We start from the raw sequence: 25,578 nt of genomic DNA on the forward strand, positions 1-25,578 counted from the left end.
CCGCGCTACTCGATCCCGGTGGCGTCGAGGAGCCGGACCACGTCCTTGCGCCGGTAACCGAGCAGCCGGGCACGGCCGGCGGCCATCAGCACCAGATGCGCGACGATCTCGGCCGCATGTCCGTCCTTGTGGGCCGCGCCGCACCACTCCTGGGGCTTGTCGACGCCCAGGCTGTTCATCACCAGCCCGTGCGTGCGGCGCACCTCCGCGACGGTACCGGCGACCGCGTCCACGAGCGTCCTGCCCGGCCGCTCACACTCCAGGGCGAACCATCCGCGGTCGACGGCGACGCAGCCCTCGGGTGGACGCGCCCGCAGCCCCGCGTACCGCTCGTCGCCGCTCGGCGCGTCCCCGAACTCCTCGTGCACCAGGGTGAACCGGTGGAACCCGGAGCGCGCCGGAGGCGGTGGCGGGCTGTACTCCCACCCCGCGTCCTCGTACAACTGCCGCTTCACCTCCTCGGCGTCGGCCAGCGTCACGGTGAACCCGTTCGCCTCGTTGCGCCCGGTCGTCGTGCCGTCCTGGTTCCGGTGGAAGTGCAGGCCCATGATGTGCTCCCGTCGCTGTGCCGGTGAGGGGACGGCGAGTCCCCTCACCAGCACGAACGGCCGACGGTGGGGGCGGGTGCCCGCTCCGGGACGCATCACCCGAACGTGTGGTCGCCGCTGCGGGGCGGCGGGCGTCAGCCCTTCTGCTCCACCCGCACCCAGTCCACCTCCGCCCGCACTCCCCCGCCGGCGATCCGGTCCACGCTCGACTGCGGCAGGCCCCAGTACGGGGTCGTGACCTTGTTCCAGCCGGCCGGGTACGCGCCGCCCAGGGCGAGGTTGAGGATGACGTACTGGTGGTGGTCGAAGACCCACTGGCCGCGGGTGGACTCCAGCTTGTTGCGGGTCGTCTCCTGGACCAGGCGGTCGTCGACAGAGAAGCGCATCGCCGTGGGGGTCCACTCGACCGCGTACGTGTGCCACTGGTCCGCCCGGCCGCCCCCGGGGTACGTCTGGCGGGCGCCGATGTTGCCGTCGGCCGAGTAGCCGGGGCCGTGCAGGGCGGTGCTGGTCCAGTCCGCGTAGCCGATGTTCTCCATGATGTCGGTCTCGCCGGAGGACGGCCAGCCGACCGAGGGGTCGTCGACGTCGCTGCCCAGGAGCCAGAACGCGGGCCAGAAGCCGTCGCCGACGGGGAGTTTCATGCGGGCGCTGACCTTGCCGTAGGTGAAGTCGAAGCGGGTGTGGGTGTCGATACGGCCGGAGGTGAAGTCGTAGGTGGCGCCGCCCGCCCGGGTGCAGCCCTTGCAGTACTTGGCCGACAGCACCAGCGCGCCGTTCTCGGTGCGCAGGGTGTCCGGTGAGTCGACGTACGCCTGCGCCTCGCCGTTGACCGGGCCCATCTCCGTGCCGGTGCGCACCACCCGCCACTTGGAGCGGTCGAGCCCGGAGGTGGTGAAGTCGTCGAAGAACGTGGTGCGGTAGGCGCCGGGCTGCTCGGCGGGCAGCGGCGGGTACGCGGCCGTCGCGCTGCCGCCGGTGCCCCAGACCTCGAACTCGTAGAGCGAGTAGCCGAACTGGGCCGTGGCGGGGGCGGGGTTGAAGAAGGAGCGGCGTTCCTTGCCGAGCATGCGGACGTAGCGGCCCGTGACGGGTTGCGGCAGGCGGATCGAGTCGTGCAGGCCGACCGCCTCCGCCGGTGACTTCACGTTGGCGCGGCGCGTGGCGACCTCGGCGGACGAGGGGCGGTACACCGTGCGCCAGGTGCGGTTGTCGTCGGAGACCTGGACTTCGTAGTCGACGGCGTAGGCCGCCTCCCAGTAGAGGTCGACCGTGTCGATGGTGGAGGTGGCGCCCAGGTCGACGGAGACCCAGCGGTCCGCGTTCCAGTCGCTCGACCAGCGGCTGATGTCGGCCTTGAGGTCGGCGGGCCGGCCGCCGTCCGTGACGTACGCCGGGGAGTTGCCCGCGTGCTGGTGGTAGTTGGCGTACGCCGGGTGGTGGAGCGCGAGGTTGGTGCGGGTCGTGGAGGCGGGGGCCGGTTCGCCGCCGTAGATCTTCATGGACCACAGCGAGTAGCCGTAGGGGGTGGCGCGTTCCACGCCGCGGAGGCGGACGTAGCGGGCGGTGACCTCCTGGGGGTGGGTGTGCGCGGTGACCGAGCCGCCGGTGCCGGCCGTCTCGGTGAAGAAGGGCGTCCACTCGGTGCCGTTCCTGGAGGACTCCAGGACGTAGCGCTTGCCGTAGGCGGCCTCCCAGTCCAGGACGACGCGGTCGACCCGGATCGTGGAGCCGAGGTCGACGCGGATCCAGGCGTTGTCGGCGAAGTCGCTGGACCAGCGGGTGCTGCCGTTGCCGTCGAAGGCGCGGCCCGGGGCGGTGTCGGGGTTCTCGCTGCCGGAGGCCGTGACGGCGGCCGGGTTCACGGCGTACGCGGCGGCCGCGCGGTCCGTGTCCCAGGCCGCGGCCGCGGCGGCGGACGGCGGGGCGGGGGCCGCGAAGGCCGGGCCCGCGGAGAGCAGGGTCAGCGCGGCGAGGGCGGTCAGGAGGGTGCGGGGCGTACGGGACGGCATGGCTGACTCCTCCGGTGGGGGACGTGCCTACAGGGGTGTACTGACGTGCACCTGACAGTCGCGGGAGGTGAAGCCGGGGTGGGCGTGGACTCCCGCGTTCCTCGCCCACCCCGGCGTCGGTGGTTCAGGCCGCCTTGCGCGCCTGATTCCGGTGGGAGCGGACCACGTCGGCGTACCGGTGGCCCGTGCCCTTGATCGTGCGGCGCTGCGTCGCGTAGTCGACGTGGACCAGGCCGAATCGCTTCTCGTAGCCGTAGGCCCACTCGAAGTTGTCCAGCAGGGACCAGGCGAAGTAGCCGGCCAGCGGGGCGCCCTTGCGGGCGGCCGAGGCGCAGGCCGCGAGGTGGCCCAGCAGGTAGTCCTGCCGTTCGGGGTCGTCGACGGTGCCGTCGGGGCGGACGACGTCGAGGAAGGCCGAGCCGTTCTCCGTGACGTACAGCCGGCGCGCCCCGTAGTCCTCGGTGAGGCGCAGCAGCAGCGTCTCGATGCCGCTCGCGTCGATCTCCCAGTCCATGCCGGTGCGCGGGACGCCCTCGCGGCGCACGGCACGGGCGAAGGGCGCCGGGCCCTCCGGGTCGTCGGCGACGGTCTGCGGGAAGTAGTAGTTCAGGCCCAGCCAGTCCAGCGGCGCCGCGATCACCGCCGAGTCGCCCGGCTGCTCCGGGAGTTCGACGCCGTAGACCTCGCGCATGTCCTCCGGGAAACCGCGGCCGTGCACCGGGTCGAGCCACCAGCGGTTGGTGTGGCCGTCCATGCGGCGGGCGGCGGCGAGGTCCTCCGGGCGGTCGGAGGCCGCGTGGATGGTGGAGAGGTTGTTGACGATGCCGACCTGGGCGCCCGGAACCGCCGCACGGATGGCCCGGGAGGCCAGACCGTGGCCGAGCAGCAGGTGGTAGGAGGCGCGCACGGCGGCGGTCAGGTCCGTCCAGCCGGGCGCCATCTTGCCCTCGAGGTGGCCGATCCAGGCCGAGCACAGCGGTTCGTTGAGGGTCGCCCAGTGGGTGACCCGGTCGCCGAGCCGCTCGGCGACGACCGAGGCGTACTCAGCGAACGCGTGGGCCGTGTCGCGCTCCGGCCAGCCTCCGCGGTCCTGGAGCGCCTGCGGCAGGTCCCAGTGGTACAGGGTGACGGACGGGGTGATGCCGGCCTCCAGCAGCCCGTCGATCAACTCGTCGTAGAAGGCCAGGCCCTTGGCGTTGACGGGGCCGTCGCCGCCGGGGACGACGCGGGGCCAGGCGACCGAGAGGCGGTAGGCGTTCACGCCGAGCCGGCGCATCAGGCCGATGTCCTCGCGCCAGCGGTGGTAGTGGTCGCAGGCGACGTCGCCGTGGTCGCCCCCGGCGGTCTTGCCGGGGGTGTGCGAGAAGGTGTCCCAGATCGACGGCGAGCGGCCGTCCTCCGCCACGGCTCCCTCTATCTGGTACGCCGAGGTGGCCGTGCCCCACAGGAAGTCGTGCGGGAGTGCGGCGAGGTCGATGGTCACGGAAGTCCCTTCGAGAACGGGCGAGTCGGTCACTTGACGGCCCCTGCCGTCAGACCGGCCACGAGGTAGCGCTGGAGCAGCAGGAAACCCGCGACCACGGGCACGCTGACGACCAGCGAGGCGGCCATGATCTGGTTCCAGTACACGTCGTTGAGGGTGGAGTAGCCCTGGAGGCCGACCGCCAGGGTGCGGGTGGTGTCGTTGGTCATCACCGAGGCGAACAGGACCTCGCCCCATGCGGTCATGAAGGCGTAGACGGCGACGGCGACGATGCCGGGGACCGCGGCCGGCACGACGACCCGGAACAGGGCGCCGAGCGGCCCGCACCCGTCGACCAGGGCCGCCTCGTCCAGGTCGCGCGGGACCGAGTCGAAGTAGCCGATCAGCATCCAGATCGAGAACGGCAGCGAGAACGTGAGGTAGGTGAGGATGAGCCCGCCGCGGGAGCCGAACAGGGCGATGCCGGTGGCGTTGCCGATGTTGACGTAGATGAGGAACAGGGGCAGCAGGAAGAGGATGCCCGGGAACATCTGCGTCGACAGGACGGTGACGGTGAAGACGCGTTTGCCGCGGAAGTCGTAGCGGCTGACGGCGTACGCCGAGAAGACCGCGATGACCACCGAGCAGACCGTCGCCGCGCCCGCCACGACCAGGGAGTTGACGAAGTAGCGCGCGAGCGGGACCGTCGACCAGATGTCGATGTAGGGGCGGATCGTCAGCTCGCTCGGCAGCCAGCGGAACTTCCCGGTGACGTCGGCCAGGGGCTTGAGCGAGCTGGAGACCATGACGTAGACCGGCACGAGCACGAAGCCCGTCAGCAGGGTGAGGAAGATCCGCCGGGACCACTGGAAGGACCGTGGCGGGGCCAGGGGGGAGCTCATGAGGCGGCCCTCCGTCCGCGCGAGGTCAGGGCCAGGTACGCGCCCGTCACCACCAGCAGGAACAGCAGCAGCAGGACGGACATGGCGGAGCCCGTGCCGAAGTTCCAGGTGACGAACGAGGCCTGGTAGATGTGCACCGAGATGAGGTCGGCGGCCGCCGGGGCGGTCCGGCCGAACAGCACGTACGGGGTGTTGAAGTCGTTGAACGTCCACAGGAACAGCACCAGGACCAGGACCTGGTTGACGGGCCGCAGCGACGGCAGGGTGATCCGGCGGATCTGCTGCCAGACGCCGGCGCCGTCCAGGGCGGCCGCCTCGTACAGCTCGCGCGGGATGTTCTGCAGTCCGGCCATGACGATGAGGAAGGCGAACGGCCAGCCCTTCCACACCGACACGACCAGCAGCGCGATGAAGCTGTTGTCCCCGATGAGCCAGAACGACGGCTTGTCGGTGAGGCCCAGCTGGTCGTGCAGGACGTGGTTCACCAGGCCGTTGTCGTGCTGGAACATGAAGACCCAGGTGATGACGGCCGCGTAGACGGGCAGCGCGTACGGGATGAGGAACAGGGCCCTCAGCAGGCCGCGGCCCCGGAAGGTGTCCTGCATGCAGATGGCCGCCGCGGTGCCGATGAACCAGCACAGGCCCACCGACAGCAGAGTGAAGGCGACGGTGACGAGGAAGGAGTGCAGCAGCGCCTCGCCGACGGGGGCGTCGAAGTCCACCGACACCTGGTAGTTGTCGAGGGCCGTCCAGGGGGCCGTGCTCCAGTCGCGGATGTAGAACTGGGTGAGCTCCTTGAAGCTCATGACGATGCCGATCACCATCGGCACCAGGTGGACGAGCAGTTCGAGCAGCAGCGCGGGCAGGAGCAGCAGGTAGGGCAGGCCGACGCGGTGGATCCGTCCGGGGCGGCGGCGGGGGCCGCGCGCCGCTCCGGACGGGCTCTTGCGGACCGGCGGCGTGCCGGCTTCAACCGTGGTGGTCATGTGCGTCAGGCCGCCGGCATCTGCTGCTGGGCCTTCTCCAGCGCCGCCTTGACCGAGGCGGCGGTGACCGCGCGTCCGGCGGCCGCGTCGGCGAACAGGTCCTTGATGGCGGTGCCGACGGCCGTCTCGAACTGCGACTCGTCGGCGACCTGCGGCAGCGCGGCCGCGCTCTTGGCGAGGGTGTCCTTGAGGACGGCGGTGGCGGGCGTGCCGAAGGCGCTGTCGGACTGGGCGGACTTCACCGGCGGTATGGAGCTGTAGGCCTTGTTGAGGATCTTCTGCTCGTCGTCGCTGGTCATGAACTTCACGAACCTGGTGGCGCCGTCGAGGTTGTCGGTGTTCTTGAAGACCGCCAGGTTGATGCCGGCGACCATCGAGTTGACCTGCTTGCCGGTGCCGGGCGTGCCGGACTGCACGGGCACGGGCGCGATGCCGTAGTCGTCCTCCTTCATGCCCTGGGAGGCGAGGTTGGCGGAGGCGGACTGCCACAGCAGCATCGCGGTCTTGCCCTTGGCGAAGTCGCTCACCGACTGGTTCTGCGCGTACTCGGCGTTGCCGGGCGCGATGACCTTGTCCTTCGCCATCAGGTCGACGTACTGCTTCACGGCGGTGACCACACCGTCGCTGGTGAAGTCGGCCTTGCCCTCGGGGGTGAAGAAGTCGGCGCCGTGCTGCTTGGCGAAGACGAACGCGTGGTGGATGTTCTCGGACGGGTTGGAGCCTTCCGCCCCCAGGCCCCACTTGCCGTCCTTGGAGACCTTCTTGCCGTCGGCGACCAGCTCGTCCCAGGTGGCCGGCGGCTTGGAGATGCCCGCCTCGGCGAACATCTTCTTGTTGTAGTAGAGCGCGTACGACATCGAGTACAGCGGGACCGCGGCCGGGTCCTTGCCCTCGGCGCCGGTCGAGCCGAGGGCCGAGTCGACGAACCGGTCCCGGCCGCCGATCTTGTCGAAGTTCTTGGCGTCCCAGGGCAGCAGGGCTCCGGTGGCCTGGAGCGAGGCGCTCCAGGTGTTGCCGATGTTCAGCACGTCGGGGCCCTGGCCGGAGGTGGTGGCGGTGAGGATCCGGTTGAGGAGGTCGGACCAGGGGACGACCTCCAGCTTGACCTTGATCCCGGTCTGCTTCTCGAACTTGTCGAGCTCGGGCTGAAGGACCTTCTTGTCGATCTCGATGCTGGCGCCCTGGTTGGAGGCCCAGTACGTCAGGGTCTTGGGTGAGTCGTTCGACCCGCCGCCCGTCGCGGAGCCGCCTCCGCAGGCCGTGGCCGCGAGGGCGAGTGACAAGGTGACGGCGCCTGCCGCCGCGGCTCGGATGCTGCGCATGGCTGCTCGTGTCCCTTCCGGGAAAGTACGGGGGGACATGTCCCCCGGCCGCCTCCCCGACCCGCAGGTGAGGCGTCATGGCTTAATTTAGGACGTGAGTTAATCCCCGGAAGCCGGTTCCGTCAAGGGTTTGGGCACAGTCTTCGAACTCTGGTCGCAGCCCTTGACGCATCTGTTGCGGGGATGAACCATTCAGCGGCGAGAGAGCGCTCCCCACACCCCACTCCGTTCACTTCCTGAACCAGGAGAGCCGCCCCATGCCTGCTGACTCCCCGTCCTCCCGTCCGACCCTGCCCGGCCGCCGCTCGGTGCTCGGGGCCGCCGCGGCCGCGTCCGCCCTGGCGGCGCTGCCCGGCACGGCGGCGGCCGCCCCGGCCGACCGCCGGCGGCCCGCCCGCGGAAAGCCGCGCGCCCTGGCCGGCGGCGGCGACCTCGGCCCGAACGTGCTGGTCTTCGACCCGTCCACGCCGGACATCCAGGGCCGGCTCGACGAGGTCTTCCGCCGGCAGGAGTCGGCCCAGTTCGGCACCGGCCGCTACCAGTTCCTGTTCAAGCCCGGCACCTACCACGGCCTCAACGCGCAGATCGGCTTCTACACGTCGATCTCGGGCCTCGGCCTCTCCCCCGACGACACCACCATCAACGGCGACATCACCGTGGACGCCGGCTGGTTCAACGGCAACGCCACGCAGAACTTCTGGCGTTCGGCGGAGAACCTGGCCGTCGTGCCCGTCAACGGCACCAACCGCTGGGCGGTGTCCCAGGCGGCGCCGTTCCGCCGGATGCACGTGCGCGGCAACCTCAACCTCGCTCCCAGCGGCTACGGCTGGTCCAGCGGCGGCTACATCGCCGACAGCCGGATCGACGGCCAGGTGCAGCCGTACTCGCAGCAGCAGTGGTACACCCGGGACAGCTCGATCGGCGGCTGGCTCAACGGCGTGTGGAACATGGTGTTCTCCGGCGTCGAGGGCGCCCCGGCGCAGGGCTTCCCGAACCCGCCGTACACGACGCTGGCGACCACGCCGGTCTCCCGCGAGAAGCCGTTCCTCTACCTCGGCGGCAACGAGTACCGGGTCTTCCTGCCCGAGAAGCGGACCAACGCCCGCGGCGTCACCTGGGGCAGCGGCACCCCCAGGGGGACCTCGCTGCCCCTGTCGCAGTTCTACGTCGCCAAGCCGGGCGTGTCCGCGGCCACCCTCAACCAGGCCCTCGCGCAGGGACTCCACCTGCTGCTGACGCCGGGCGTCTACCACCTGAACGAGACGATCCGGGTGGACCGCGCCGGCACCGTCGTGCTCGGCCTCGGCTATGCGACGCTCATCCCCGACAACGGCGTCACCGCGCTGCGGGTCGCCGACGTCGACGGCGTGCGGCTGGCCGGGTTCCTCGTCGACGCCGGGCCGGTCAACTCCGCCACCCTGCTGGAGATCGGCCCGCGCGGCGCCTCCCGGGACCACTCCGCGAACCCCACCACCGTGCAGGACGTGTTCGTGCGCATCGGCGGCGCGGGCCCCGGCAAGGCCACCACCAGCATGGTCGTCAACAGCCGCCACACCATCGTCGACCACACCTGGGTCTGGCGCGCCGACCATGGCGAGGGCGTCGGCTGGGAGACCAACCGCGCGGACTACGGCGTGGTCGTCAACGGCCACGACGTCCTGGCAACCGGCCTGTTCGTGGAGCACTTCAACAAGTACGACGTGCAGTGGTTCGGCGAGCGCGGCCGCACGATCTTCTACCAGAACGAGAAGGCGTACGACGCGCCGAACCAGGCCGCGATCCAGAACGGCTCCGTCAAGGGGTACGCGGCCTACCGGGTCGGGGACGCCGTGACCACCCATGAGGGCTGGGGTCTGGGCAGCTACTGCTACTACAACGTCGATCCGACGATCGTCCAGCACCACGGGTTCGCGGCGCCGAACCGGCCCGGGGTGCGCTTCCACGACCTCCTCGTGGTCTCCCTGGGCGGCAACGGGCAGTACGAGCGCGTCATCAACGACACGGGGTCGCCGACGTCGGGCACGTCCACCGTGCCGTCGACGGTGGTGTCCTACCCGTGACGGGGCGGCCCCTCCCTCCTCCTGAGCGGAGGGAGGGGCCGCGGCGGCGCCGGACGCCCGGCCTTCGGGCCGGGCGTCGGGACACGTGGCGGTTCCCCGGGACCGCCGTCGACTCGTCGCCTTCCCGTGGCCGCCCTACACGCGGTCGGCCGCGATCAGGACGTACTGGAAGGAGCCGTCCCGGTACGACTCGATGAACGCCTCCTCGATCCCGGTGACCAGTGACGAGGTGGCCCTCAGCTCCCAGTACGGCAGGGTGTCCGGGGTGAGGTCGACGATGGTCTGCGGGACGAGCCGGTTGTCGGCCATGGCGCGCAGGTACTCCCGGCGCGAGTGGATGTTGCACTCGAAGTGGGCGTTGATCTGGGACACCCACTTCGACGGCTGGCCGTAGCGGGGGTTCCAGCAGCCGGTGATCGTCACGTACCGGCCGCCGACCTTCAGGAAGCGGGAGTGTTCGGCGAACAGGTCGTGCAGGTCGACGTACATGGTCGACTCGTTGTTCCACGACGCGGTGATGCTGCCCTTGTCGAAGGGTGTGTCGAGCATGTTGCACACGCGGGAGCGGACGTGGTCGTCGATGCCCAGTTCCCGCGCGCGCCGGTTGCCGAAGTCGGCCTGGGTGGCGGACAGCGTGACGCCTTCGACGTTGCAGCCGAAGCGCTGGTGGGCCATCACCATGCTTCCGCCGCGCCCGCAGCCGGCGTCGACCACGGTGTCGCCCGACCGGACGGTACCGAGGTGGTCCAGGAGCAACTCGGCCTGCGCGGACTCCAGTCGGTGCAGTTCCGCGACGAGCTTCTTCTCGTACTCGTCGTGCGCGGGGTCACCGAGTGCGTCGTGGTCCACGGCGCCGATGCCGTAGTGGTGGTGGTACAGCCCGTCGACGTCACCGAGACGGAGGTTGACCGGTCGCGCCTCGTTGTTCCAGTACTGGGCGATGTCCCTCTGGTAGGGCGTGGCCGGGGCCGGGATCTTCGCGGTGGTGGCGGGCGCGGTCATTTCAGTGGTCACAGAGTGGTCCGTTTCGTTACCAGAAGTCGGGCAGGGTGTAGCGGTAGGTGTTGGTGCGGTGCCAGTCGTGGTTGCCGTCGACCCAGGCGGCCACGCCCCGCAGGAAGCGCAGCACGGTGGGCACGGGACAGGCCCGGGCGAGGTCGGCCGCGGCCGCCTCGAAGGCGTGCATCAATTCGTTGTGGACGTCGATGGCCTTCAGGTATGCGTCGCGGTCGGAGAGCTGCTCGCGTTCCGCGATGACCACCGGCAGGTTGAGGTGGCGGCCCGGGCTGTTCAGTTCCTTGGTGTACGAGTACAGGTCGTTGACGATGGTGGTCGCGTTGCCCGCCAGGGCGATGACCCGCTGCATGTCGGGGCGCGCGTGCAGGTCGGCGGGCAGTTCGTAGCCGCCGATGGTGTCGGTGATGGTGGGGCAGGGCCGGAAGTTGTTGAACTGGCGCATCGCCAGGTACTCCCACACCTGCGGGACGTGATCCGTCTCGGCCCAGGCCGCTTCGGCGAGGTAGCCCAGGTGCAGCCGGGACATGTCGTGCCGGTAGCGGTCGGCCTGGGAGGGTGTGGCGGCGCCGACGAAGTAGTCCATCGCGCTGCGATAGGCCCGGCGGGGGGCGTCCGAGGTGAGCGACTCCTCCCACGCAGGCGTGTACTCCGCCGTGGTGTGGAAGTGGTCGATCGCGGTGTGCGCCAGCAGAAGGCGCCCGCCGAGACCGACGGGTGATCCACCGTGGTCCTCGCAGTAGCAGTCGTCCAGGGCGTTCTCGGCGACCATCAGCCGGGTGGCGAGCATGAGATGGTCGACCGTGGGGGCGTCGGGGTGGCAGCCGACCATGTAGCGGCCGACGGAGAATCCGTCGAACTGCCCCTCCCACTCCTCGGGGTAGAGCTGGACCTCGTCCTCGGCCCAGCGCTTGATCCGTCGGCTCACCTCCTCGACCCGTACGGGGTCGGGCTCCGGGATGGGGTGGTGGTAGAGGCCGGGGACGGCTTGCCCCTCGGTGGGCGGCGTGCTCACCGGGGGTGCCGGATGCGGCAGAGGGAGCCCGCCTCGGACCGGGAACACGGCACTCGTGCCGGGTCCGGTGGGTCCGCGCAGGACTCGTCGAAGGGCTGAGGGTGTGTCCTCGGACGTGCGGCCGGAGGGGGCCGCCGGCAGCGGGGGCGGTGCGTGGACCGCGACGGGCGGGTGCAGTGCCGCCAGGAAGTCGGAGGCGGGCGGCCGGGCCGCGGCCGGGGACTCCGGCAGGTCGGCGCGCGGTGTCGGCCGCTGTGGGTGAGGGGTCGGTCCGAGGGGCCCGGAGTCGGGCATCGGCGGCTCCTTGGTGCGGTGAGGTGGGCACTGTGCTGTGCGGCAGGCCGGTGGACGCGCGGCCTGAGGGGCGGTTGCCGGCTTCAGTGCGGCTGGGGGGCGATCTGCACGTTCTCCAGCACACCGAGGGCGTCGGGCAGGAGGACCGCGGCGGAGAAGTAGGTGGTGACCAGATAGGAGATGATCGCCTGCTCGTTGATGCCCATGAACCGCACGGACAGGCCCGGTTCGTACTCGTCGGCCAGGCCGGTCTGCCGCAGGCCGATGACGCCCTGGCTGTCTTCGCCCGTGCGCATGGCGATGATCGAGCTGGTCTGCTCCCTGCTGATGGGGATCTTGTTGCACGGCAGGATGGGGACCCCGCGCCAGGCGGGGACCTGTTGTCCGCCGAGGTCGACATGGTCGGGGTGGAGACCGTAGGCGTTGAAGCCACGGCCGATGGCCGCGATGGTCCTGGGGTGGGCGAGGAAGAGTCTCGTGCCGCGTCGACGGCAGAGCAGATCGTCCATGTCGTCCGGTGTCGGCGGTCCGGAGCGGGGCTGGATGCGCTGCTTGAAGTCGGCGTTGTGCAGCAGACCGAACTCGCGGTTGTTGACCAGTTCGTGCTCCTGGCGCTCACGCAGGGCCTCGACGGTCAGCCGCAGTTGCTGCTCGGTCTGGTTCATCGGCCCGTTGTAGAGGTCGGCGACCCGGGTGTGGATCCTCAGCACGGTCTGGGCCAGTGAGAGCTCGTACTCCCGCGGCTTCACCTCGTAATCGACGAAGGTGCCCGGCAGTTCGGCCTCGCCGACATGGCCGGCCGATACGGCGATCTCCGCTTCCCCGTGCTTGTTCTGCCGCTGCCGGCTGCGCGAGCAGAACTCGTCGACATGGCGTTGCAACTGGGGCGCGGCTGCTTGGACGGCGGCGAAGTCGGAGCGCGTGAGCGTGAGCAGGGTGCCCGCGGTCTGCGCGGTGAACGTGCAGTCGTGACGGGCGTCGGGGTCCAGCAGGGTGGCGCTCGCTGCGAAGTGCTCACCGTCGGCGAGCATCGCGACGGTGCTCTCCTCGCCGTACTTGCCTGCGGAGGTCTGGCTGATACGGCCGTGCGCGATCAGGTGGATCCGGTCGGCGGGGCTGCCGCGCTCGGCGAGGACCTCGCCCACCGCGAAGTCGTGCTGTGTGCATCGCTCCGCCAGGGCGGTGAGGACGTCGGGGTCCTCCAGGCCGCGGAGGAGGGCCAGTTCGCCGAGCTCTCCGGGGATCACCCTGACCGTGGCGCCCTCCTGCACGAACTCGATGCGTCCGTCGCCGACGGTGTGGCGCAGCCGTCGGTTGACCCGGTAGGCGCCTCCCTCGGTCTCGACCCAGGGCAGCATCCGCAGCAGCCACCGCGAGGTGATCTCCTGCATCTGCGGGATGGACTTCGTGGTCGTGGCGAGGTTGCGAGCGGCGGCGGTGCTCAGTGACTGCTGCGGCACTGGGGTCCGAGTTTCCGGACTGCTGTCGACGGTCATCGGAAGGAGCTGCTCCTTGTGCGACGGGCGCCCGGCAGACCAGGCCGCCAACCGGGAGACAGGGAGAGTGGGCAACGAGCACGGGGCGGGGGACTCCGCCCATCACCAAGCTAAAGGCCGACGTGCTTGCACCCACCCGGTAGTCGGCGGGCTTACCTCGAAGCAGTGACAATCGGTCGCCATGGGTTTAGCCGCCCGTGAGCTGCCGTCGCCCGCCCCGCGTCGATGCGGACTGATCAGCCGCTTCGACGCGGCTGATCAGCCCGCCATGAACGGGGAGACCGCGACGGAGGACGCACCGGTGGCGGCGCGCCGGGCGGCCGGCCCAGGAGGTCGGTGAAGAGGAAGAACCCGGAGGTGCCGTGGTCCCGGCTCCTCACCACACCCCACTCGGCGGCCGCCCACCGATCAGCGCGTGGACAACCCTGCGCGTCGATGCACCTGGCGCGCCGGTGTCACGGCCGGAGCCGGGGCGTAGCCGGTGGGCCGGGCGGTGAACGTGCCGCGACCCTGGGTGCGGCCGCGCAACCGGCCGGCGTAACCGAACAGTTCGGCGAGCGGCACGGTGGCGGTGACGACCGCGACCGTGCCCGCCCGGGTGGCCGAACCGGTCACCCGGCCCCGCCGGGCGGCGAGGTCGCCCAGCACCGCGCCGACCGCGTCGACGGGCACGGTGACCGTCACCTCGACGACCGGCTCCAGCAGGACCATCGCGCAGGAGCGCAGGGCCTGGCGCAGTCCGAGCCGGCCGGCCGTGCGGAACGCCGTCTCCGAGGAGTCCTTGACGTGGGTCGCCCCGTCCGTCAGCGTCACGCGCAGCCCGGTCACCGGGTGCCCGCCGAGCGGCCCCTCGCCGAGCGCGTCCCGGCAGCCGGCCTCGACCGCCCGGACGTACTCCTGCGGCACGCGTCCGCCGGTCACGGTGGAACGGAACACGAAGTCACGGTCGCAGGGCTCCACATCGAGGACCACGTGGGCGAACTGGCCCGCCCCGCCGTCCTGTTTGACGTGCCGGAACACCATGCCGGTCACTCCGCGGCCGACGGTCTCGCGGTGGCTGACCCGAGGCCGGCCGACAGCGACCTCCAGCGCCAGCTCGCGCCGCAGCTTCTCCACCGCCACCTCCAGGTGCAGTTCCCCCATGCCGGACAGCAGGGTCTGCCCGGTCTCGGGATCGGTCCGCACGGCCAGCGAGGGGTCCTCCTCGGTCAGCCGCGCCAGTCCCGACGCCAGCCGGCCGGTCTCGCCCGCCCTGCGGGCTTCGACGGCGACCGACACCACCGGTTCGGGCACGCCGGGCGGTTCCAGCACGAGCGGCGCGTCCGGCGCGCACAGCGTCGAGCCGGCGCGCGCGGACCTCGGCCCGACGACGGCCACGATGTCGCCGGCGACGGCACGCTCCAGGGGGGTGTGCCGGTCGGCCCGGACCCGCAGGATCCGCCCGATCCGCTCGGAGCGGCCCGCCGTCGCGTCCCACAGGATGTCCCCCTTCTCCAGGGTCCCCGAGTAGATCCGCAGGTAGGTGAGCCGCCCCGTCGGGGTGGCGTGCACCTTGAACGCGAGCGCGGCCACGGGCGCCGCCGGGTCGGCGGGCCGTCGCTGCCCCTCACCGGCGTGCGTGCCCGTGACGGGCGGCACGTCCAGCGGGGAGGGCAGGTACGCCCCCACGGCGTCCAGCAGTGGTTCGACACCGCGGTTGCGGTAGGCCGATCCGCACAGCACGACCACGCCGTCGCCGTCCCGCGTCAGGTCCCGCAGCGCCGAGCGCAGGGTGCCCTCGGTGAGCGCGCCCGTCGCGCAGAACTCCTCCAGCGCGTCCGGGTGGAGCTCCGCCACGGCCTCCTCCAGCCTCCGGCGGCGCGCGGCGGCCTCCCGCCGCATGCCGTCCGGCACGGGCGCCTCCTCGACGGTGCCGCCGGCGCGCCACAGCAGTGCGCGCATGCGCACGAGGTCGACGACGCCGGTGAAGGCCTCCTGCGCACCCATGGGCAACTGCACGAGCAGCGGGGCCGGGTGCAGTCGCTCCCGGATCGAGGAGACGACGGCGTCGAGGTCGGCGCCGGCGCGGTCCATCTTGTTCACGAACGCGATCCGCGGGACGCCGTGCCGGTCGGCCTGCCGCCACACCGATTCGCTCTGCGGCTCGACGCCGGCCACCGCGTCGAACACCGCCACCGCACCGTCGAGCACGCGCAGCGCGCGCTCCACCTCGTCGGCGAAGTCGACGTGGCCGGGGGTGTCGATGAGGTTGATCCGGTACCCGTCCCAGACGCAGCTCACGGCGGCGGCGAAGATGGTGATGCCCCGGTCCCGCTCCTGCGGGTCGAAGTCCGTGACGGTGGTGCCGTCGTGGACCTCGCCGCGCTTGTGCGTGGTTCCGGTGGCGAACAGGATCCGTTCGGTGACGGTGGTCTTGCCGGCGTCGACGTGGGCGAGGATGCCGAGGTTGCGGACGGCGGCGAGCGGGTTGCGGTGGTTGCGCACGGCCCAGGGCCTTTCGGTGCGAATCGGGAGGACGACAGCGCGATTCGCCGGGTGAGCAGGCCGGTGCCGACCTGACGTAACGTCAGGTACTGGTGTCCGGCCCGGGGTTCGTCCCGGTCAGCCGGTGCCGCCGCGCAGCGGGCACCGGGGCGACCGGGACACGAGCATCACCTCGTGGCGCGGCAGGGAGACGGTGGCGGTGTGGTCACGCACGGCCGTCCCCCTTCGTTCGTCGCGTCGGTGCACCGGGCCGGGTCGTGGGCGGCGCGGGTACGTGCGTGAGTGTAGGGAGGGACGCGGGCCGGGGGCGAGGGATTATCGGGGCGGCACGGCCGCTCGCGGAAGGCGTCCGCCTGCTCGGCGGCGTCCGGGCCGTGCCGTGGCCCCGGACTCACCGCTGCGGGGGGTTGAGAGCCGTCAGGTCGTCCGGGAGCAGCTCCGGGTGGAAGGCGGCCAGGGCGGCGCCGCCGAGCCACCAGCCGCGGTGCACCAGGGCCCGGCATAGACCGGTGTCGAGACGGTCGAAGACGGTCGGCACGAGGGCGAGGTGCCGCCCCTCGTGGAGGGGTTGCTCGGTGAAGGCCGCGCGCCAGCGGCCGAGGGCGTCGGAGCGGTCCGCGGGGAAGTGGGTGGAGAGCTGGACCAGGACGCCTCGCCGGGCGCCGTGCGGGACGGCTTCGTCCGGGCCCACGGCCCGGGCCCGCTCGAACCGCTCGACGACGGCCCGGGTGCGCAGCGTGGTGCTCTGCCGGTACAGCAGCGAGTTGGCGCGGGCCAGGTCGCGGACCACGGGGACACGGCCGTAGACGCCGGGGCGCAGCAGCCCGCCGGCGTTGAGGACGCACAGGAAGGTGTGGCGGTAGCGGTCCCCGTCGACGGCTTCCAGGCCGGTGTTGTCGTACGTGCCGCCGTCGAGCAGGGCGGGCGGGTGGGTGGCGCACGGGAAGGGGCGCGGGTCCAGGACGACGGGCGGGAACGCGCCGGGCACGGCGGCGGAGGCCGACACGGCCCGGCTCAGCCGCAGTCCGGTGCCCGCGGTGGGTGCCAGGCCGATGGTGTAGTCGCCGTACACGTCGCGTTCGAAGGTGAAGCGGGCGCCGGTGGTCTGGTTGGCGGCGTTGACGATCCAGCGCACCTGCGCGTCCAGCCGCTCCAGTTCCGTCCCGCGCAGGAACCACTCGTCCAGGCGCCGGGCCAGCAGGTCCGTGCGGGTCGTGGGGCCGAGGGTGCGCCACAGTCCGCCGACGAGTGCGTGCTTCAGGGAGTGGTGGGAGACGCGGTCCACGACCGGTGCGACGAGGATCTCGTCGACGGCCCGTGCGGTGAACCCCGCCTCGCGCAGGGCCGGCCAGGCGGTGGCCAGGCACCCGTTGGCGACCGAACCGCCGGACACGGACGAGGAGTACCGCAGCCGGGACAGCAGCCCGGCGTCGGCCAGCAGCCGGACGAAGCCCAGCGCGGCGAGGGTGGCGCGGAATCCGCCGCCGGACAGGGCGAGGGCGACCGGCCGCGTCGTGGCGGGCGGTTCGGCGGGGCGCAGACTGTCGCCGCAGGGGCGCGCCGTCAGGCCGGTGCCCACGGCGGGTGAGTCCACGGTCCACCGCGGATCAGCGGCGGGCAGGGCGCCGGCCGGGTCGGCGGGCGGGGCCGGGGCGTGCCGGAAGGTGGTCATGGCCGGTCCCCGATCGTGATGAGGAGGGCCTGCGCGGCGGGGTCCCGGACGTCGACACCGAAGGAGCGGCCCTCGCCGAGCCGTGCCAGCTCCTCCTCGGCGAAGGGGATGTGGTTGGTCAGGTGGACGAGGTACTCCTCGTCCGGGTCCCGGGAGCCGACGAGCATGCGCAGGGTCTCCTCGTCGGGGTGGTGGTGGCGGACGCCGTCGGCGGAGATCACGTAGTGGTCGGCCCGTACCTGCTCGAAGAAGTCCGTGTCGACGTTGCGGCCGCTGCCGTGGTGCGGGAGCTTCAGCAGGTCGAGGTGGAGGGGTTCGGCGCTGTCGAGCAGCCCGAGTTCGCGCAGTCCGGCCAGGACGCGGTCGCCGCGGGCGTCACCGGTGAGCAGGGCGGTGCGGCCCTCGTGGCGCAGCAGGAGGACGATGCTGGACAGGTTGGGCACCGAGCCGTCGGTGTACCCGGCGGTGATGACCTCGGGGTCCTCGCGCGCCTTGGCCTCGCGCCAGCGTTCCTCGAGCTCCCGTACGGCCTGCTCGTCGGGGGCGACGACCGTGACGTCCAGGTCGGCGAGTTCGGCCTCCGCGCCCTCGGTGAGCGGGCCGCCGAAGGGGACGTTGCCCTCCAGGTGCAGCGGGCCCGCCGCGTCGCGGATGTCGCGGCCCTGCAAGTAACTGGCCCCGACGGCGGCGTCGGTGGCGGCGCGTTCCATCAACGGCCGCACGGATGCGCTCAGTCCGGGGGCGCGCCGGTCGACGAGTTCCTCCACGGAGTTGAACCACAGCGCGTCCACCGCGTACGGCAGGGCCTCCCCGTCCTGCTGGGCCTGCCGCATGTCCCTGAAGAGCCGTACCAGCCCGCCGGCGTGGTCGTCGTCGACGTGGGAGAGGCAGACCACGTCGACGTGCGGCGGGTCGCCGAGCTGCCGCAGCCGTCCGCGGAGGGTGGCCCGGTAGACACCGCCGGGGCCGCCGTCGACGAGCATCACCCGCTCACCGGAGGGGCCCCAGTGGACGAGGAAGCAGTCGCCGTGCCGGGCGTCGAGGAAATCGAAGGTGAGCATGTCGGCTCCTGACGGGTGGGGCGGGGCGTCACACGGACTGGATGGCGCGCAGCACGTCGACCAGTCCGTGGCCCTGGAAGTGGCGTTCGCGGGCGAGGTCGGTCGCCGTGGCGCACAGGATGTCCTTGACGCGTTCGGGGCGGCCGAGCAGTTCCCGGTGGCGGGCCAGCAGCATGGCCGCGGCGCCGCTGACGTGGGCCGCGGCCTGGCTGGTGCCGTGCATGGCGGCGATGCCCTCGCCGGGGATGGGGCCGTCGATGTCCTCCCCCGGGGCGACCAGGTCGGGCTTGGGCCTGCCGTCGCCGGTGGGGCCCCGGCTGGAGAAGTAACTGACGCCGTGGCGGTGGGGGTTGCTGCGGTGGGTGGAGCCGACGGTGATGACGGACTCCGCGTTGCCGGGGTCGGAGATGCTGATGTCGCGGTAGTCGGCGCCGAGGGTCCGCGCGGTGCCGGCGAAGCCGGAGTTGCCCGCGGCGGTGACGACGACGACGCCCGACCGCGTCAGGCGGTCGCACTCGACGCACACCGGCGTCCACCCGGTGGAGTGGCCGGCGACGTCGTGCGGCACCGACAGGCTGATGTTGACCCCGGCGACGATGAACCGCCCGGCCTGCTCGTTGAGGTGCCGGATCGCCTGCAGCGCGGTGACGATGGAGAACTCGTCGCCTGCGCCCGCGTCGTCCAGGACCCGGAAGTCGTAGAGCCGGATGCGCGGGCAGATGCCCCGGAACTCCAGCTCCGGCCACCAGCCACCGATGATCCCGGCGATGTGGGTGCCGTGCTGGTCGCCGGGCGGGGGCCGGGGCGGCTGCCCGGGGGACGGCGTGGTGTCGAGGGACGGCAGCGCGGCCGCCCAGTTGACGAGTCCGCCCACGAGCACGTCGGCGCCGAGTGTGCGCCGCACGTCGGTGAAGTCGAAGGCGCGGGCGATGCGGGACTCGAGCTGCTCGGGCACCGGCCCGGTGGTGTCCCAGTCGTGGAAGGCGGGGTGGCGCGGGTCGATGCCGCTGTCGACGACCGCCCAGCCGATGGAGGCGGTGTCGACGGAGAAGACCTGTTCGGCGGCGTCGGCCTTGATGGTGCGGCGCGACCGGACGACCGCGACGGTCGCCGGCCGGTTCGTCGTGACGGAGACGACCGGGTACTTCTGCCGCCGGTCGGCGCCCCGGCCGCCGGGGGCGTGGGGCCTGCGCACGGGTGTGCCGTCGATGACGACGGCGTCCAGCATGTCGACGAGGACGGCGGTGACGGCTTCGTGCCCGTCGAGGTCCGGCCGGGAGCCGTCGACGACACGGTGCAGCAGCCGCAGCAGCCAGGTGACGTGCCGTCCGCGCTCCTGCCGGCGCTCCATGCTGTCGTGGATCTCGCTGGTGGCCGGGGTCCTGACGTGTCCGGCGAGGGCCGCCTCGATGCCCTCCGTGCCGCTGTCGAGGGCGAGTTCACGGGCGACGCGCACGGCACCGGCGAGGCTGGTCAGAGGCAGCATGTCGCTGACGAGTTCCTTCAGGGTGAGCTGCGCCGCGACGAAGCTGCCGGCGGCGATGGGACGGCACGCGCGGGTCAGGGCGCGGCTCTGGAGACGGTCCAGCACCTGCTCCACGCCGAACTCCTCGCGGATCGCGAGGATCAGGTCCCGCCGCGGCTGCTCCGCCCCGGAGGCGTCGCCCCGGTCGTCCGGCGGCTGGGAGAACGCCAGCCACACGTCGAAGTGGACCGGGCAGTAGGTGGCCCACAGGACGGGTACGGGACCCTCCCCGTAGAACACCGCTGAGAGGTCGGCTCGGTCCATGAGGATTCCCGGTGTGCCGGTGTGCGGCCCTGCGCGAGGGAGTGGAGGACGGTGGAGACCGTCGAGGGCCTGATTCCATCGTCGGTCCGGATCATGGCCGCTGCAACCGCGTCCGGGACGCACGACAGCCCGGGCGGGCCGGGATGATTCCCGGCCCGCCCGGGCTGGTCCGTGTCCGAGGGGGGACTTGAACCCCCACGCCCGATAAAGGGCACTAGCACCTCAAGCTAGCGCGTCTGCCATTCCGCCACCCGGACGAGGTGTCCGCCGCCTTGCAGGGGTGCTCCCCGCGGCGACACGGACAACCATACCAAGCTTTCGGAGCGCCTTTCACCTGCGTTTCCGTCCGCCGGGCGGGGGTCCGGGACCTCGCGGCCCGATGCCTCTAGGGTCGCACCATGAGTGACTGGATGGTGACGCAGAGCCCCTCGCGCGGGCGCCGCCCCCGCGCCCTGTCACCGCTCCGGGAGCATCTGCGGGACACGTTCTGGTTCGCCCCCACCGCGGCCATGGTGTGCGTCTTCGTCGTCTGGGCCGGGGCGCAGCTGCTCGACACGGCCCTCGTCGAGGCGCTGCGGGAGGACCGGGACTTCGACACCCTCGACGAGCTGCTGCGGTTCGCGGACGACGCGAAGGCCGTGGTGAACGCGGTCAGCTCCGCGATGATGACCTTCATCGGTGTGGTCTTCAGCATCTCGCTGGTGGCGGTGCAGATGGCGAGCGGGCAGTTCACCCCGCGGGTGGTGCGGCTGTTCGTCCGGAGCCGGATCACCAAGGCGACCTTCGCCGTGTTCCTGGCGACCTTCGTGCTGACCCTGCTGGTCCTGACCTCCTTCGACAGTGTCGACGACCCCCGTGCAGCCACGTCGGTGCCCCTGGTGCAGTCGGTCCTCACGCTGTGCATGGTCGCGCTGAGCCTGCTCCTGTTCGTCCTCTACGTGAACAGCACCCTGCGGCTGATGCGGATCAGCCAGGTGATCGCCCGGATCGCCACGGAGTCCTTCCGGGTGGTGGCCTCGATGCCGGTGCCGGTGCCCGTGGAGGACGATGACCCGGCCGGGCTCGGTCCCGAGGTCGCGTGGGTGCCGCACGAGGGCCGGGCCGGGGTGCTGCGCGACGTCCACATCGCGCGGCTGGTGCGGGTGGCCCGCAAGCACGGGGTGGTGCTGCGGCTCATCCCGCGCATCGGGGACTTCGTGGTGCCCGGGATGCCGGTGCTGGCGGTCCACGGCGGGCCGGTCCCGCCGCGCAGGGCGCTGCGCGGCGCGGTCTCCGTGGGGGTGGAGCGGACCTACCACCAGGATCTCGGTTTCGGCCTGCGGCAACTGGCGGACATCGCGCTGCGCGCCCTGTCGTCCGCGATCAACGATCCGACCACGGCGGTGCAGGCCCTGGACCGGGTCGTGCAGGTCCTGGCCGCCCTGAGCCGGCGGCCGCTGGACGCCGCCCGGCACCGGGACCGCGCCGGCGCGGTGCGGCTGGTGCAGCCCCTGCCGGGGTGGACCGAGCTGGTGGACCTCGGGTTCAGTGAGGTGCGGGGCTGTGCGACGGGAAGTCCGCAGGTGTGCCGCCGGCTGCTGGCCGGCCTGGACGACCTGCTCCTGCTCGCACCGCCGGATCGACGCGAGCCGCTGCTGCGCCACCGCGAACTGCTGCGGCAGGCCGTCGACCTGACCGCTTCCGCACCGGCGGACCGCGCGTTCGCCCTGCACCCGGACCGGCAGGGGATCGGCTGACCGGGACCCGGGGCATGCGCGCCCCGGGGCCCGGCCCGAGGGCCCCTCGTCAGGGAAGCAGCCGGTACTCCGGGAAGTTCCCGGGCGGCCGCTCCCCCGCCGGGCCCCGCGTCACCGCGCGGACCAGCAGCTCACCGCCGACGAACGCGCCGCGCCAGGAGGCGCCGAGTCCGCCGAACAGCTCGTCCCGGTCGCCCCGGGAGCGGGGCGTCCCGTGGCCGACCTTGAACGCCCTGATGTGCGGGGCGAGTCGGTCGTAGGTGGCCCGGTCGTCGGTGGACAGTGTGGCGACGAGCGCGCCGTTGGAGGCGTTCATCGCGGCCAGCAGCTCCGCCTCGGTGTCGACCAGGACGACGGTGTCGACCGGGCCGAACGGCTCCGCGTGGTGCAGCGGCGAGGACGGCGGCGGGTGGAGCAGCGTGACGGGCTGGACGTAGGCGGAGGTGTCCTGGCCGGGCAGGAAGCGGGCCTCGGCGGGGTCGCCGCGGTGCAGCGGCACGGCGCCGCGCTCGATCGCCTCGGCGACCTGGTCGCGCAGTTCCTTGGCCTTGGCCGCGTTGATCAGCGGCCCGAGGTCCGGCTCGGGCAGCGGGTCGTCCGGCTGTTCGACGGCGAGCGGGTGCCCGACCCGCAGCGTGCGCACCGCCGGGAGGTACGCCGCCAGTAACGCGTCGAACAGGTCCCGCTGGACGACGAAGCGCGGGTAGGCCGTGCAGCGCTGCTTGCCGTAGTCGAACAGCTGGGGGACGAGGGCGGCGAGGGCGTCGAAGTCCGAGAAGTTCCAGATGCCCCAGGTGTTGAGCCCTTCCTGCTCCAGTACGTGGCGTTTGCCGAGGTCGGCGACGGCGGTGGCGACGGCGGCGCCGGTGTCGCGTCCGCCGACGAAGGAGACGCAGCCGATCTCGGGGGCCCGGACGAGCGCCTTCGACAGGTCGCTCCCGCTGCCGCTGAGCAGGGTCACGGGCAGTCCTTCGCGGGCGGCCAGCGCCGACGCCAGGGTCAGGCAGGCGACCCCGCCGTCGGTGGGCGTCTTCGCGACGACCGCGTTGCCCGCCAGTGCCTGCACCAGCAGGGCGTGGACGAGGACGCTCATCGGGTAGTTCCAGCTGGCGATGTTGGAGACCGGCCCGTCCAGCGGGGCCCGGCCGTCGATCATGGGCTCGATGCCGTCGACGTACCAGCGCACTCCGTCGATGGCGCGGTCGACGTCCGCCTGGGCGAGCCGCCAGGGTTTGCCGATCTCCCACACCAGCAGCAGTGCGAGCAGCCGCCGGTGTTCGGTGAGGGCGTCGAGGGTGGCCGTGACGCGGGCGCGGCGTTCGGGCAGGGGGACGTGCCGCCAGGCGCGGTGCTGGTCCAGGGCGGCGCGCACGGCCCGGTGCGCGGTGGTGCCGTCCAGCCGCGGCGGGCCCGCGACCGGGCTGCCGTCGACGGGGCTGACGGCGGGCAGGACGCGGCCGTCGGGCCGCCAGCCGGCGTTCCAGAGGGTGAGGACGCGGTCGTCCCGGAAGGCTTCGGGGGCGACGGCCAGACAGCGCTGCCACGCGTCGGACCAGGCCGTGCCCGGCTTCAGGATGAGGGTGGGGGTCATGCGAGGGCTCCGCTCTCGGTGCACGGTGGTTCAGGCCGTTCGCTGCCGGTCTTCGAGCAGCTCGAGCACGAGCTTCGCGGTCTCGGTCGGGGTGCCGCCCACCCGTACTCCGGCCGCCTCCAGGGCCTCCTTCTTCGCCTGGGCCGTGCCGGACGAGCCGGAGACGATGGCTCCCGCGTGGCCCATGGTCCTGCCCTCGGGTGCGGTGAATCCGGCGATGTAGCCGACGACGGGCTTGGTGACGTGCTCGCGGATGTAGGCCGCCGCCCGTTCCTCGGCGTCGCCGCCGATCTCGCCGATGAGGACGACCAGATCGGTGTCGGGATCGTCCTGGAACGCCGCGAGGCAGTCGATGTGCGTGGTGCCGACGACGGGGTCGCCGCCGATGCCGACGCACGTCGAGAAGCCGACGTCGCGCAGTTCGTGCATGAGTTGGTACGTCAGCGTGCCCGACTTGGAGACGAGCCCGATACGGCCCGGACCGGCGATGTCGGGCGGGATGATGCCGGCGTTGGACTGGCCCGGGCTGATGAGGCCCGGGCAGTTGGGGCCGACGAGACGCGTGCCGCTCCGGCCGGCGTACGCGGTGAAGGCGACGGTGTCGTGCACGGGGATGCCCTCGGTGATGACGACCGCGAGGCCGATGCCGGCGTCGGCGGCCTCGACGACGGCCGCCTTGGCGAAGGCGGGTGGGACGAAGACGACGGTGACGTCCGCGCCGGTCGCGTGCATCCCCTCGGCGACGGAACCGAAGACGGGCACGGCGACCGAGGCGCCTCCCCTGCCGTCCGGCCCCTCGGGGACGGTGAACTCGACGGTGCGGCCGGCCTTGCGGGGGTTGACGCCGCCGACGACGTTCGTGCCGGCCGCCAGCATCCGCCGGGTGTGCTTCATGCCCTCGCCGCCGGTCATGCCCTGGACGAGGACCTTGCTCTCCTTGGACAGGTAGATGGCCATGGCGTTCCCTCTTCTCAGGCGGTGGCGGCGAGTTCGGCGGCACGGGCGGCGGCGCCGTCCATGGTGGTGACCTGCTCGACGAGGGGGTGCGCGCACCGGTCGAGAACGGCCCGGCCCCGGGCGGCGTTGTTGCCGTCGAGCCGTACGACGAGCGGTTTGGTCAGCCGGACGGTGTCCAGTGCCCGGACGATGCCGTCGGCGACCGCGTCGCAGGCGGTGATCCCGCCGAAGACGTTGACGAAGACGGAGGTGACGGCCGGGTCGGAGAGGACCACCGACAGTCCGTCCGCCATGACCTGGGCGCCCGCTCCGCCGCCGATGTCGAGGAAGTTGGCCGGGCGGGCGCCGCAGGCCGCCACCACGTCCAGGGTCGACATCACGAGTCCGGCGCCGTTGCCGATAATGCCGACCTCGCCGTCCAGCTTGACGTAGTTGAGGCCCTTGGCGGCGGCCGCGGCCTCCGGACCGTCGCCCTGCCCGGTGTCCTCCGCGCCCCAACGGGCCTGCCGGAAGCGGGCGTTGTCGTCGAGGGTGACCTTGCCGTCGAGGGCGAGGATCCGCCCCTGCCGGGTGCGCACGAGCGGGTTGACCTCGACCAGGAGGGCGTCCTCGCGGACCAGGACCTGCCAGAGGCGGACGAGCACGTCGGCGGTCTGCGGCGGCAGTCCGGCCGCTTCCGCGATCCGGGCCGCCGTGGCGGAGGTGACTCCGGTGGCCGGGTCGACGGGGATGCGGGCCACGGCTTCGGGCCGGGAGGCGGCCACCTCCTCGATGTCCATGCCTCCCTCGGCGGAGGCGATCGCGAGGAACCGGCCGGCCGCGCGGTCCAGCACGTAGGAGACGTAGAACTCGGCCTCGATGTCCACGGGCCGGGCGAGCATGACGGTGCCGACCGGGTGGCCCTTGATGTCCATGCCGAGGATCTGACGGGCGGTGAGCTCCGCCGCGGCCGGGTCGGCGGCGAGCTTCACCCCGCCCGCCTTGCCGCGGCCGCCGGTCTTCACCTGGGCCTTCACGACGACCCGGCCGCCGAGCCGGCGGGCGATCTCGCGGGCCTCCCTGGCCGAGTCCGTGACCTCGGCCCGCGGCACCACGATGCCGTGTTCCTCGAAGAGTTCCCTTGCCTGGTGCTCGTACAGGTCCATTCCGGCTCCTGACTCGAAAGTGCCGCACGCCC

The 25,578-nt window shown here is 72.2% G+C and carries 18 protein-coding genes and 1 tRNA gene; 2 read left to right on the forward strand and 17 right to left on the reverse strand.

What is annotated here, in order from left to right; translation table 11 throughout:
* Window positions 1-5 precede the first annotated feature (5 nt).
* The 6 genes from ACH4C6_RS17110 to ACH4C6_RS17135 form a co-directional block, all read right to left on the reverse strand.
* A complete protein-coding gene (locus ACH4C6_RS17110; RefSeq protein WP_398109919.1) occupies window positions 6-548 on the reverse strand; it encodes a hypothetical protein in 543 nt (180 codons plus the stop codon).
* A 134-nt stretch (window positions 549-682) separates the two neighbouring features.
* The gene (locus ACH4C6_RS17115; RefSeq protein ID WP_398109384.1) at window positions 683-2,560 is read right to left on the reverse strand and encodes a discoidin domain-containing protein; all 1,878 of its coding nucleotides are present in this window, start codon (window positions 2,558-2,560) and stop codon (window positions 683-685) included.
* A gap of 124 nt (window positions 2,561-2,684) precedes the next feature.
* Complete coding sequence (locus tag ACH4C6_RS17120) at window positions 2,685-4,043, reverse strand: GH1 family beta-glucosidase (RefSeq protein WP_398109385.1); 1,359 nt, start codon at window positions 4,041-4,043, stop codon at window positions 2,685-2,687.
* A 29-nt stretch (window positions 4,044-4,072) separates the two neighbouring features.
* Window positions 4,073-4,912 carry a carbohydrate ABC transporter permease gene (locus ACH4C6_RS17125; RefSeq protein ID WP_333934407.1) on the reverse strand — a complete coding sequence of 280 codons (840 nt, stop codon included), beginning with the start codon at window positions 4,910-4,912 and terminating at the stop codon, window positions 4,073-4,075.
* 8 nt (window positions 4,913-4,920) lie between these two features.
* A complete protein-coding gene (locus ACH4C6_RS17130; protein ID WP_398109386.1) occupies window positions 4,921-5,910 on the reverse strand; it encodes a carbohydrate ABC transporter permease in 990 nt (329 codons plus the stop codon).
* 5 nt (window positions 5,911-5,915) lie between these two features.
* Window positions 5,916-7,232 carry an ABC transporter substrate-binding protein gene (locus tag ACH4C6_RS17135; protein WP_398109387.1) on the reverse strand — a complete coding sequence of 439 codons (1,317 nt, stop codon included), beginning with the start codon at window positions 7,230-7,232 and terminating at the stop codon, window positions 5,916-5,918.
* 257 nt (window positions 7,233-7,489) lie between these two features.
* On the opposite strand from ACH4C6_RS17135, the gene ACH4C6_RS17140 reads away from it, so the two are divergent.
* Window positions 7,490-9,292: a coagulation factor 5/8 type domain-containing protein gene (locus ACH4C6_RS17140; RefSeq protein ID WP_398109388.1), complete on the forward strand. Its 1,803-nt coding sequence runs from the start codon at window positions 7,490-7,492 to the stop codon at window positions 9,290-9,292.
* A gap of 135 nt (window positions 9,293-9,427) precedes the next feature.
* Here ACH4C6_RS17140 and ACH4C6_RS17145 read toward each other — a convergent pair whose 3' ends face one another.
* From ACH4C6_RS17145 to ACH4C6_RS17180, 8 genes are all read right to left on the reverse strand, one after another.
* Complete coding sequence (locus tag ACH4C6_RS17145) at window positions 9,428-10,294, reverse strand: geranyl diphosphate 2-C-methyltransferase (protein WP_398109920.1); 867 nt, start codon at window positions 10,292-10,294, stop codon at window positions 9,428-9,430.
* Window positions 10,295-10,322: 28 nt separating this feature from the next.
* The gene (locus ACH4C6_RS17150; RefSeq protein ID WP_398109389.1) at window positions 10,323-11,615 is read right to left on the reverse strand and encodes a family 2 encapsulin nanocompartment cargo protein terpene cyclase; all 1,293 of its coding nucleotides are present in this window, start codon (window positions 11,613-11,615) and stop codon (window positions 10,323-10,325) included.
* An 83-nt stretch (window positions 11,616-11,698) separates the two neighbouring features.
* Window positions 11,699-13,111 (reverse strand): family 2B encapsulin nanocompartment shell protein, encoded by a 1,413-nt coding sequence (locus ACH4C6_RS17155; RefSeq protein ID WP_398109390.1) that lies wholly within the window; start codon window positions 13,109-13,111, stop codon window positions 11,699-11,701.
* A 408-nt stretch (window positions 13,112-13,519) separates the two neighbouring features.
* Window positions 13,520-15,595 (reverse strand): elongation factor G, encoded by a 2,076-nt coding sequence (gene fusA / locus ACH4C6_RS17160; RefSeq protein ID WP_398109391.1) that lies wholly within the window; start codon window positions 15,593-15,595, stop codon window positions 13,520-13,522.
* A 391-nt stretch (window positions 15,596-15,986) separates the two neighbouring features.
* On the reverse strand, window positions 15,987-17,267 hold the full coding sequence (locus tag ACH4C6_RS17165) for a patatin-like phospholipase family protein (RefSeq protein ID WP_398109392.1): 1,281 nt from the start codon (window positions 17,265-17,267) through the stop codon (window positions 15,987-15,989).
* Complete coding sequence (locus tag ACH4C6_RS17170) at window positions 17,264-18,328, reverse strand: ComEC/Rec2 family competence protein (protein ID WP_398109393.1); 1,065 nt, start codon at window positions 18,326-18,328, stop codon at window positions 17,264-17,266. The genes ACH4C6_RS17165 and ACH4C6_RS17170 overlap by 4 nt, the downstream gene beginning before the upstream one ends.
* Before the next feature lie 28 nt (window positions 18,329-18,356).
* Window positions 18,357-20,117, reverse strand: a complete 1,761-nt coding sequence (locus ACH4C6_RS17175; protein ID WP_398109394.1) for a S8 family serine peptidase — start codon at window positions 20,115-20,117, stop codon at window positions 18,357-18,359.
* 172 nt (window positions 20,118-20,289) lie between these two features.
* Window positions 20,290-20,374: transfer RNA gene (locus ACH4C6_RS17180), tRNA-Leu, on the reverse strand.
* 141 nt (window positions 20,375-20,515) lie between these two features.
* Here ACH4C6_RS17180 and ACH4C6_RS17185 point away from each other — a divergent pair.
* Window positions 20,516-21,853 (forward strand): DUF2254 domain-containing protein, encoded by a 1,338-nt coding sequence (locus ACH4C6_RS17185; protein WP_398109395.1) that lies wholly within the window; start codon window positions 20,516-20,518, stop codon window positions 21,851-21,853.
* A 49-nt stretch (window positions 21,854-21,902) separates the two neighbouring features.
* Here the strand turns inward: ACH4C6_RS17185 and ACH4C6_RS17190 are convergent, their stop codons facing one another.
* From ACH4C6_RS17190 to sucC, 3 genes are read right to left on the reverse strand one after another with little or no spacing between them, the layout of a single operon-like run.
* A complete protein-coding gene (locus ACH4C6_RS17190) occupies window positions 21,903-23,444 on the reverse strand; it encodes an aldehyde dehydrogenase family protein (protein WP_398109396.1) in 1,542 nt (513 codons plus the stop codon).
* Between the two features lie 30 nt (window positions 23,445-23,474).
* The gene (gene sucD, locus ACH4C6_RS17195) at window positions 23,475-24,401 is read right to left on the reverse strand and encodes a succinate--CoA ligase subunit alpha (RefSeq protein ID WP_398109397.1); all 927 of its coding nucleotides are present in this window, start codon (window positions 24,399-24,401) and stop codon (window positions 23,475-23,477) included.
* 14 nt (window positions 24,402-24,415) lie between these two features.
* On the reverse strand, window positions 24,416-25,546 hold the full coding sequence (gene sucC / locus ACH4C6_RS17200; protein WP_398109398.1) for an ADP-forming succinate--CoA ligase subunit beta: 1,131 nt from the start codon (window positions 25,544-25,546) through the stop codon (window positions 24,416-24,418).
* Window positions 25,547-25,578 lie beyond the last annotated feature (32 nt).

Origin of the sequence: Streptomyces sp. NPDC017943 (assembly GCF_044328425.1) — a bacterium.
In the GTDB taxonomy this organism is placed as follows: domain Bacteria; phylum Actinomycetota; class Actinomycetes; order Streptomycetales; family Streptomycetaceae; genus Streptomyces; species Streptomyces djakartensis_A.

Bases quoted from the DNA above. Each gene is read 5' to 3' on its own strand.
- ACH4C6_RS17135 (WP_398109387.1), bottom strand. From the start codon at position 7,232: ATGCGCAGCATCCGAGCCGCGGCGGCAGGCGCCGTCACCTTGTCACTC.
- ACH4C6_RS17155 (WP_398109390.1), bottom strand. From the start codon at position 13,111: ATGACCGTCGACAGCAGTCCGGAAACTCGGACCCCAGTGCCGCAGCAG.
- ACH4C6_RS17110 (WP_398109919.1), bottom strand. From the start codon at position 548: ATGGGCCTGCACTTCCACCGGAACCAGGACGGCACGACGACCGGGCGC.
- sucD (WP_398109397.1), bottom strand. From the start codon at position 24,401: ATGGCCATCTACCTGTCCAAGGAGAGCAAGGTCCTCGTCCAGGGCATG.
- ACH4C6_RS17190 (WP_398109396.1), bottom strand. From the start codon at position 23,444: ATGACCCCCACCCTCATCCTGAAGCCGGGCACGGCCTGGTCCGACGCG.
- ACH4C6_RS17145 (WP_398109920.1), bottom strand. From the start codon at position 10,294: ATGACCGCGCCCGCCACCACCGCGAAGATCCCGGCCCCGGCCACGCCC.
- ACH4C6_RS17130 (WP_398109386.1), bottom strand. From the start codon at position 5,910: ATGACCACCACGGTTGAAGCCGGCACGCCGCCGGTCCGCAAGAGCCCG.
- ACH4C6_RS17170 (WP_398109393.1), bottom strand. From the start codon at position 18,328: ATGCTCACCTTCGATTTCCTCGACGCCCGGCACGGCGACTGCTTCCTC.
- ACH4C6_RS17140 (WP_398109388.1), top strand. From the start codon at position 7,490: ATGCCTGCTGACTCCCCGTCCTCCCGTCCGACCCTGCCCGGCCGCCGC.
- sucC (WP_398109398.1), bottom strand. From the start codon at position 25,546: ATGGACCTGTACGAGCACCAGGCAAGGGAACTCTTCGAGGAACACGGC.
- ACH4C6_RS17115 (WP_398109384.1), bottom strand. From the start codon at position 2,560: ATGCCGTCCCGTACGCCCCGCACCCTCCTGACCGCCCTCGCCGCGCTG.
- ACH4C6_RS17175 (WP_398109394.1), bottom strand. From the start codon at position 20,117: ATGGACCGAGCCGACCTCTCAGCGGTGTTCTACGGGGAGGGTCCCGTA.
- ACH4C6_RS17185 (WP_398109395.1), top strand. From the start codon at position 20,516: ATGAGTGACTGGATGGTGACGCAGAGCCCCTCGCGCGGGCGCCGCCCC.
- ACH4C6_RS17165 (WP_398109392.1), bottom strand. From the start codon at position 17,267: ATGACCACCTTCCGGCACGCCCCGGCCCCGCCCGCCGACCCGGCCGGC.
- ACH4C6_RS17150 (WP_398109389.1), bottom strand. From the start codon at position 11,615: ATGCCCGACTCCGGGCCCCTCGGACCGACCCCTCACCCACAGCGGCCG.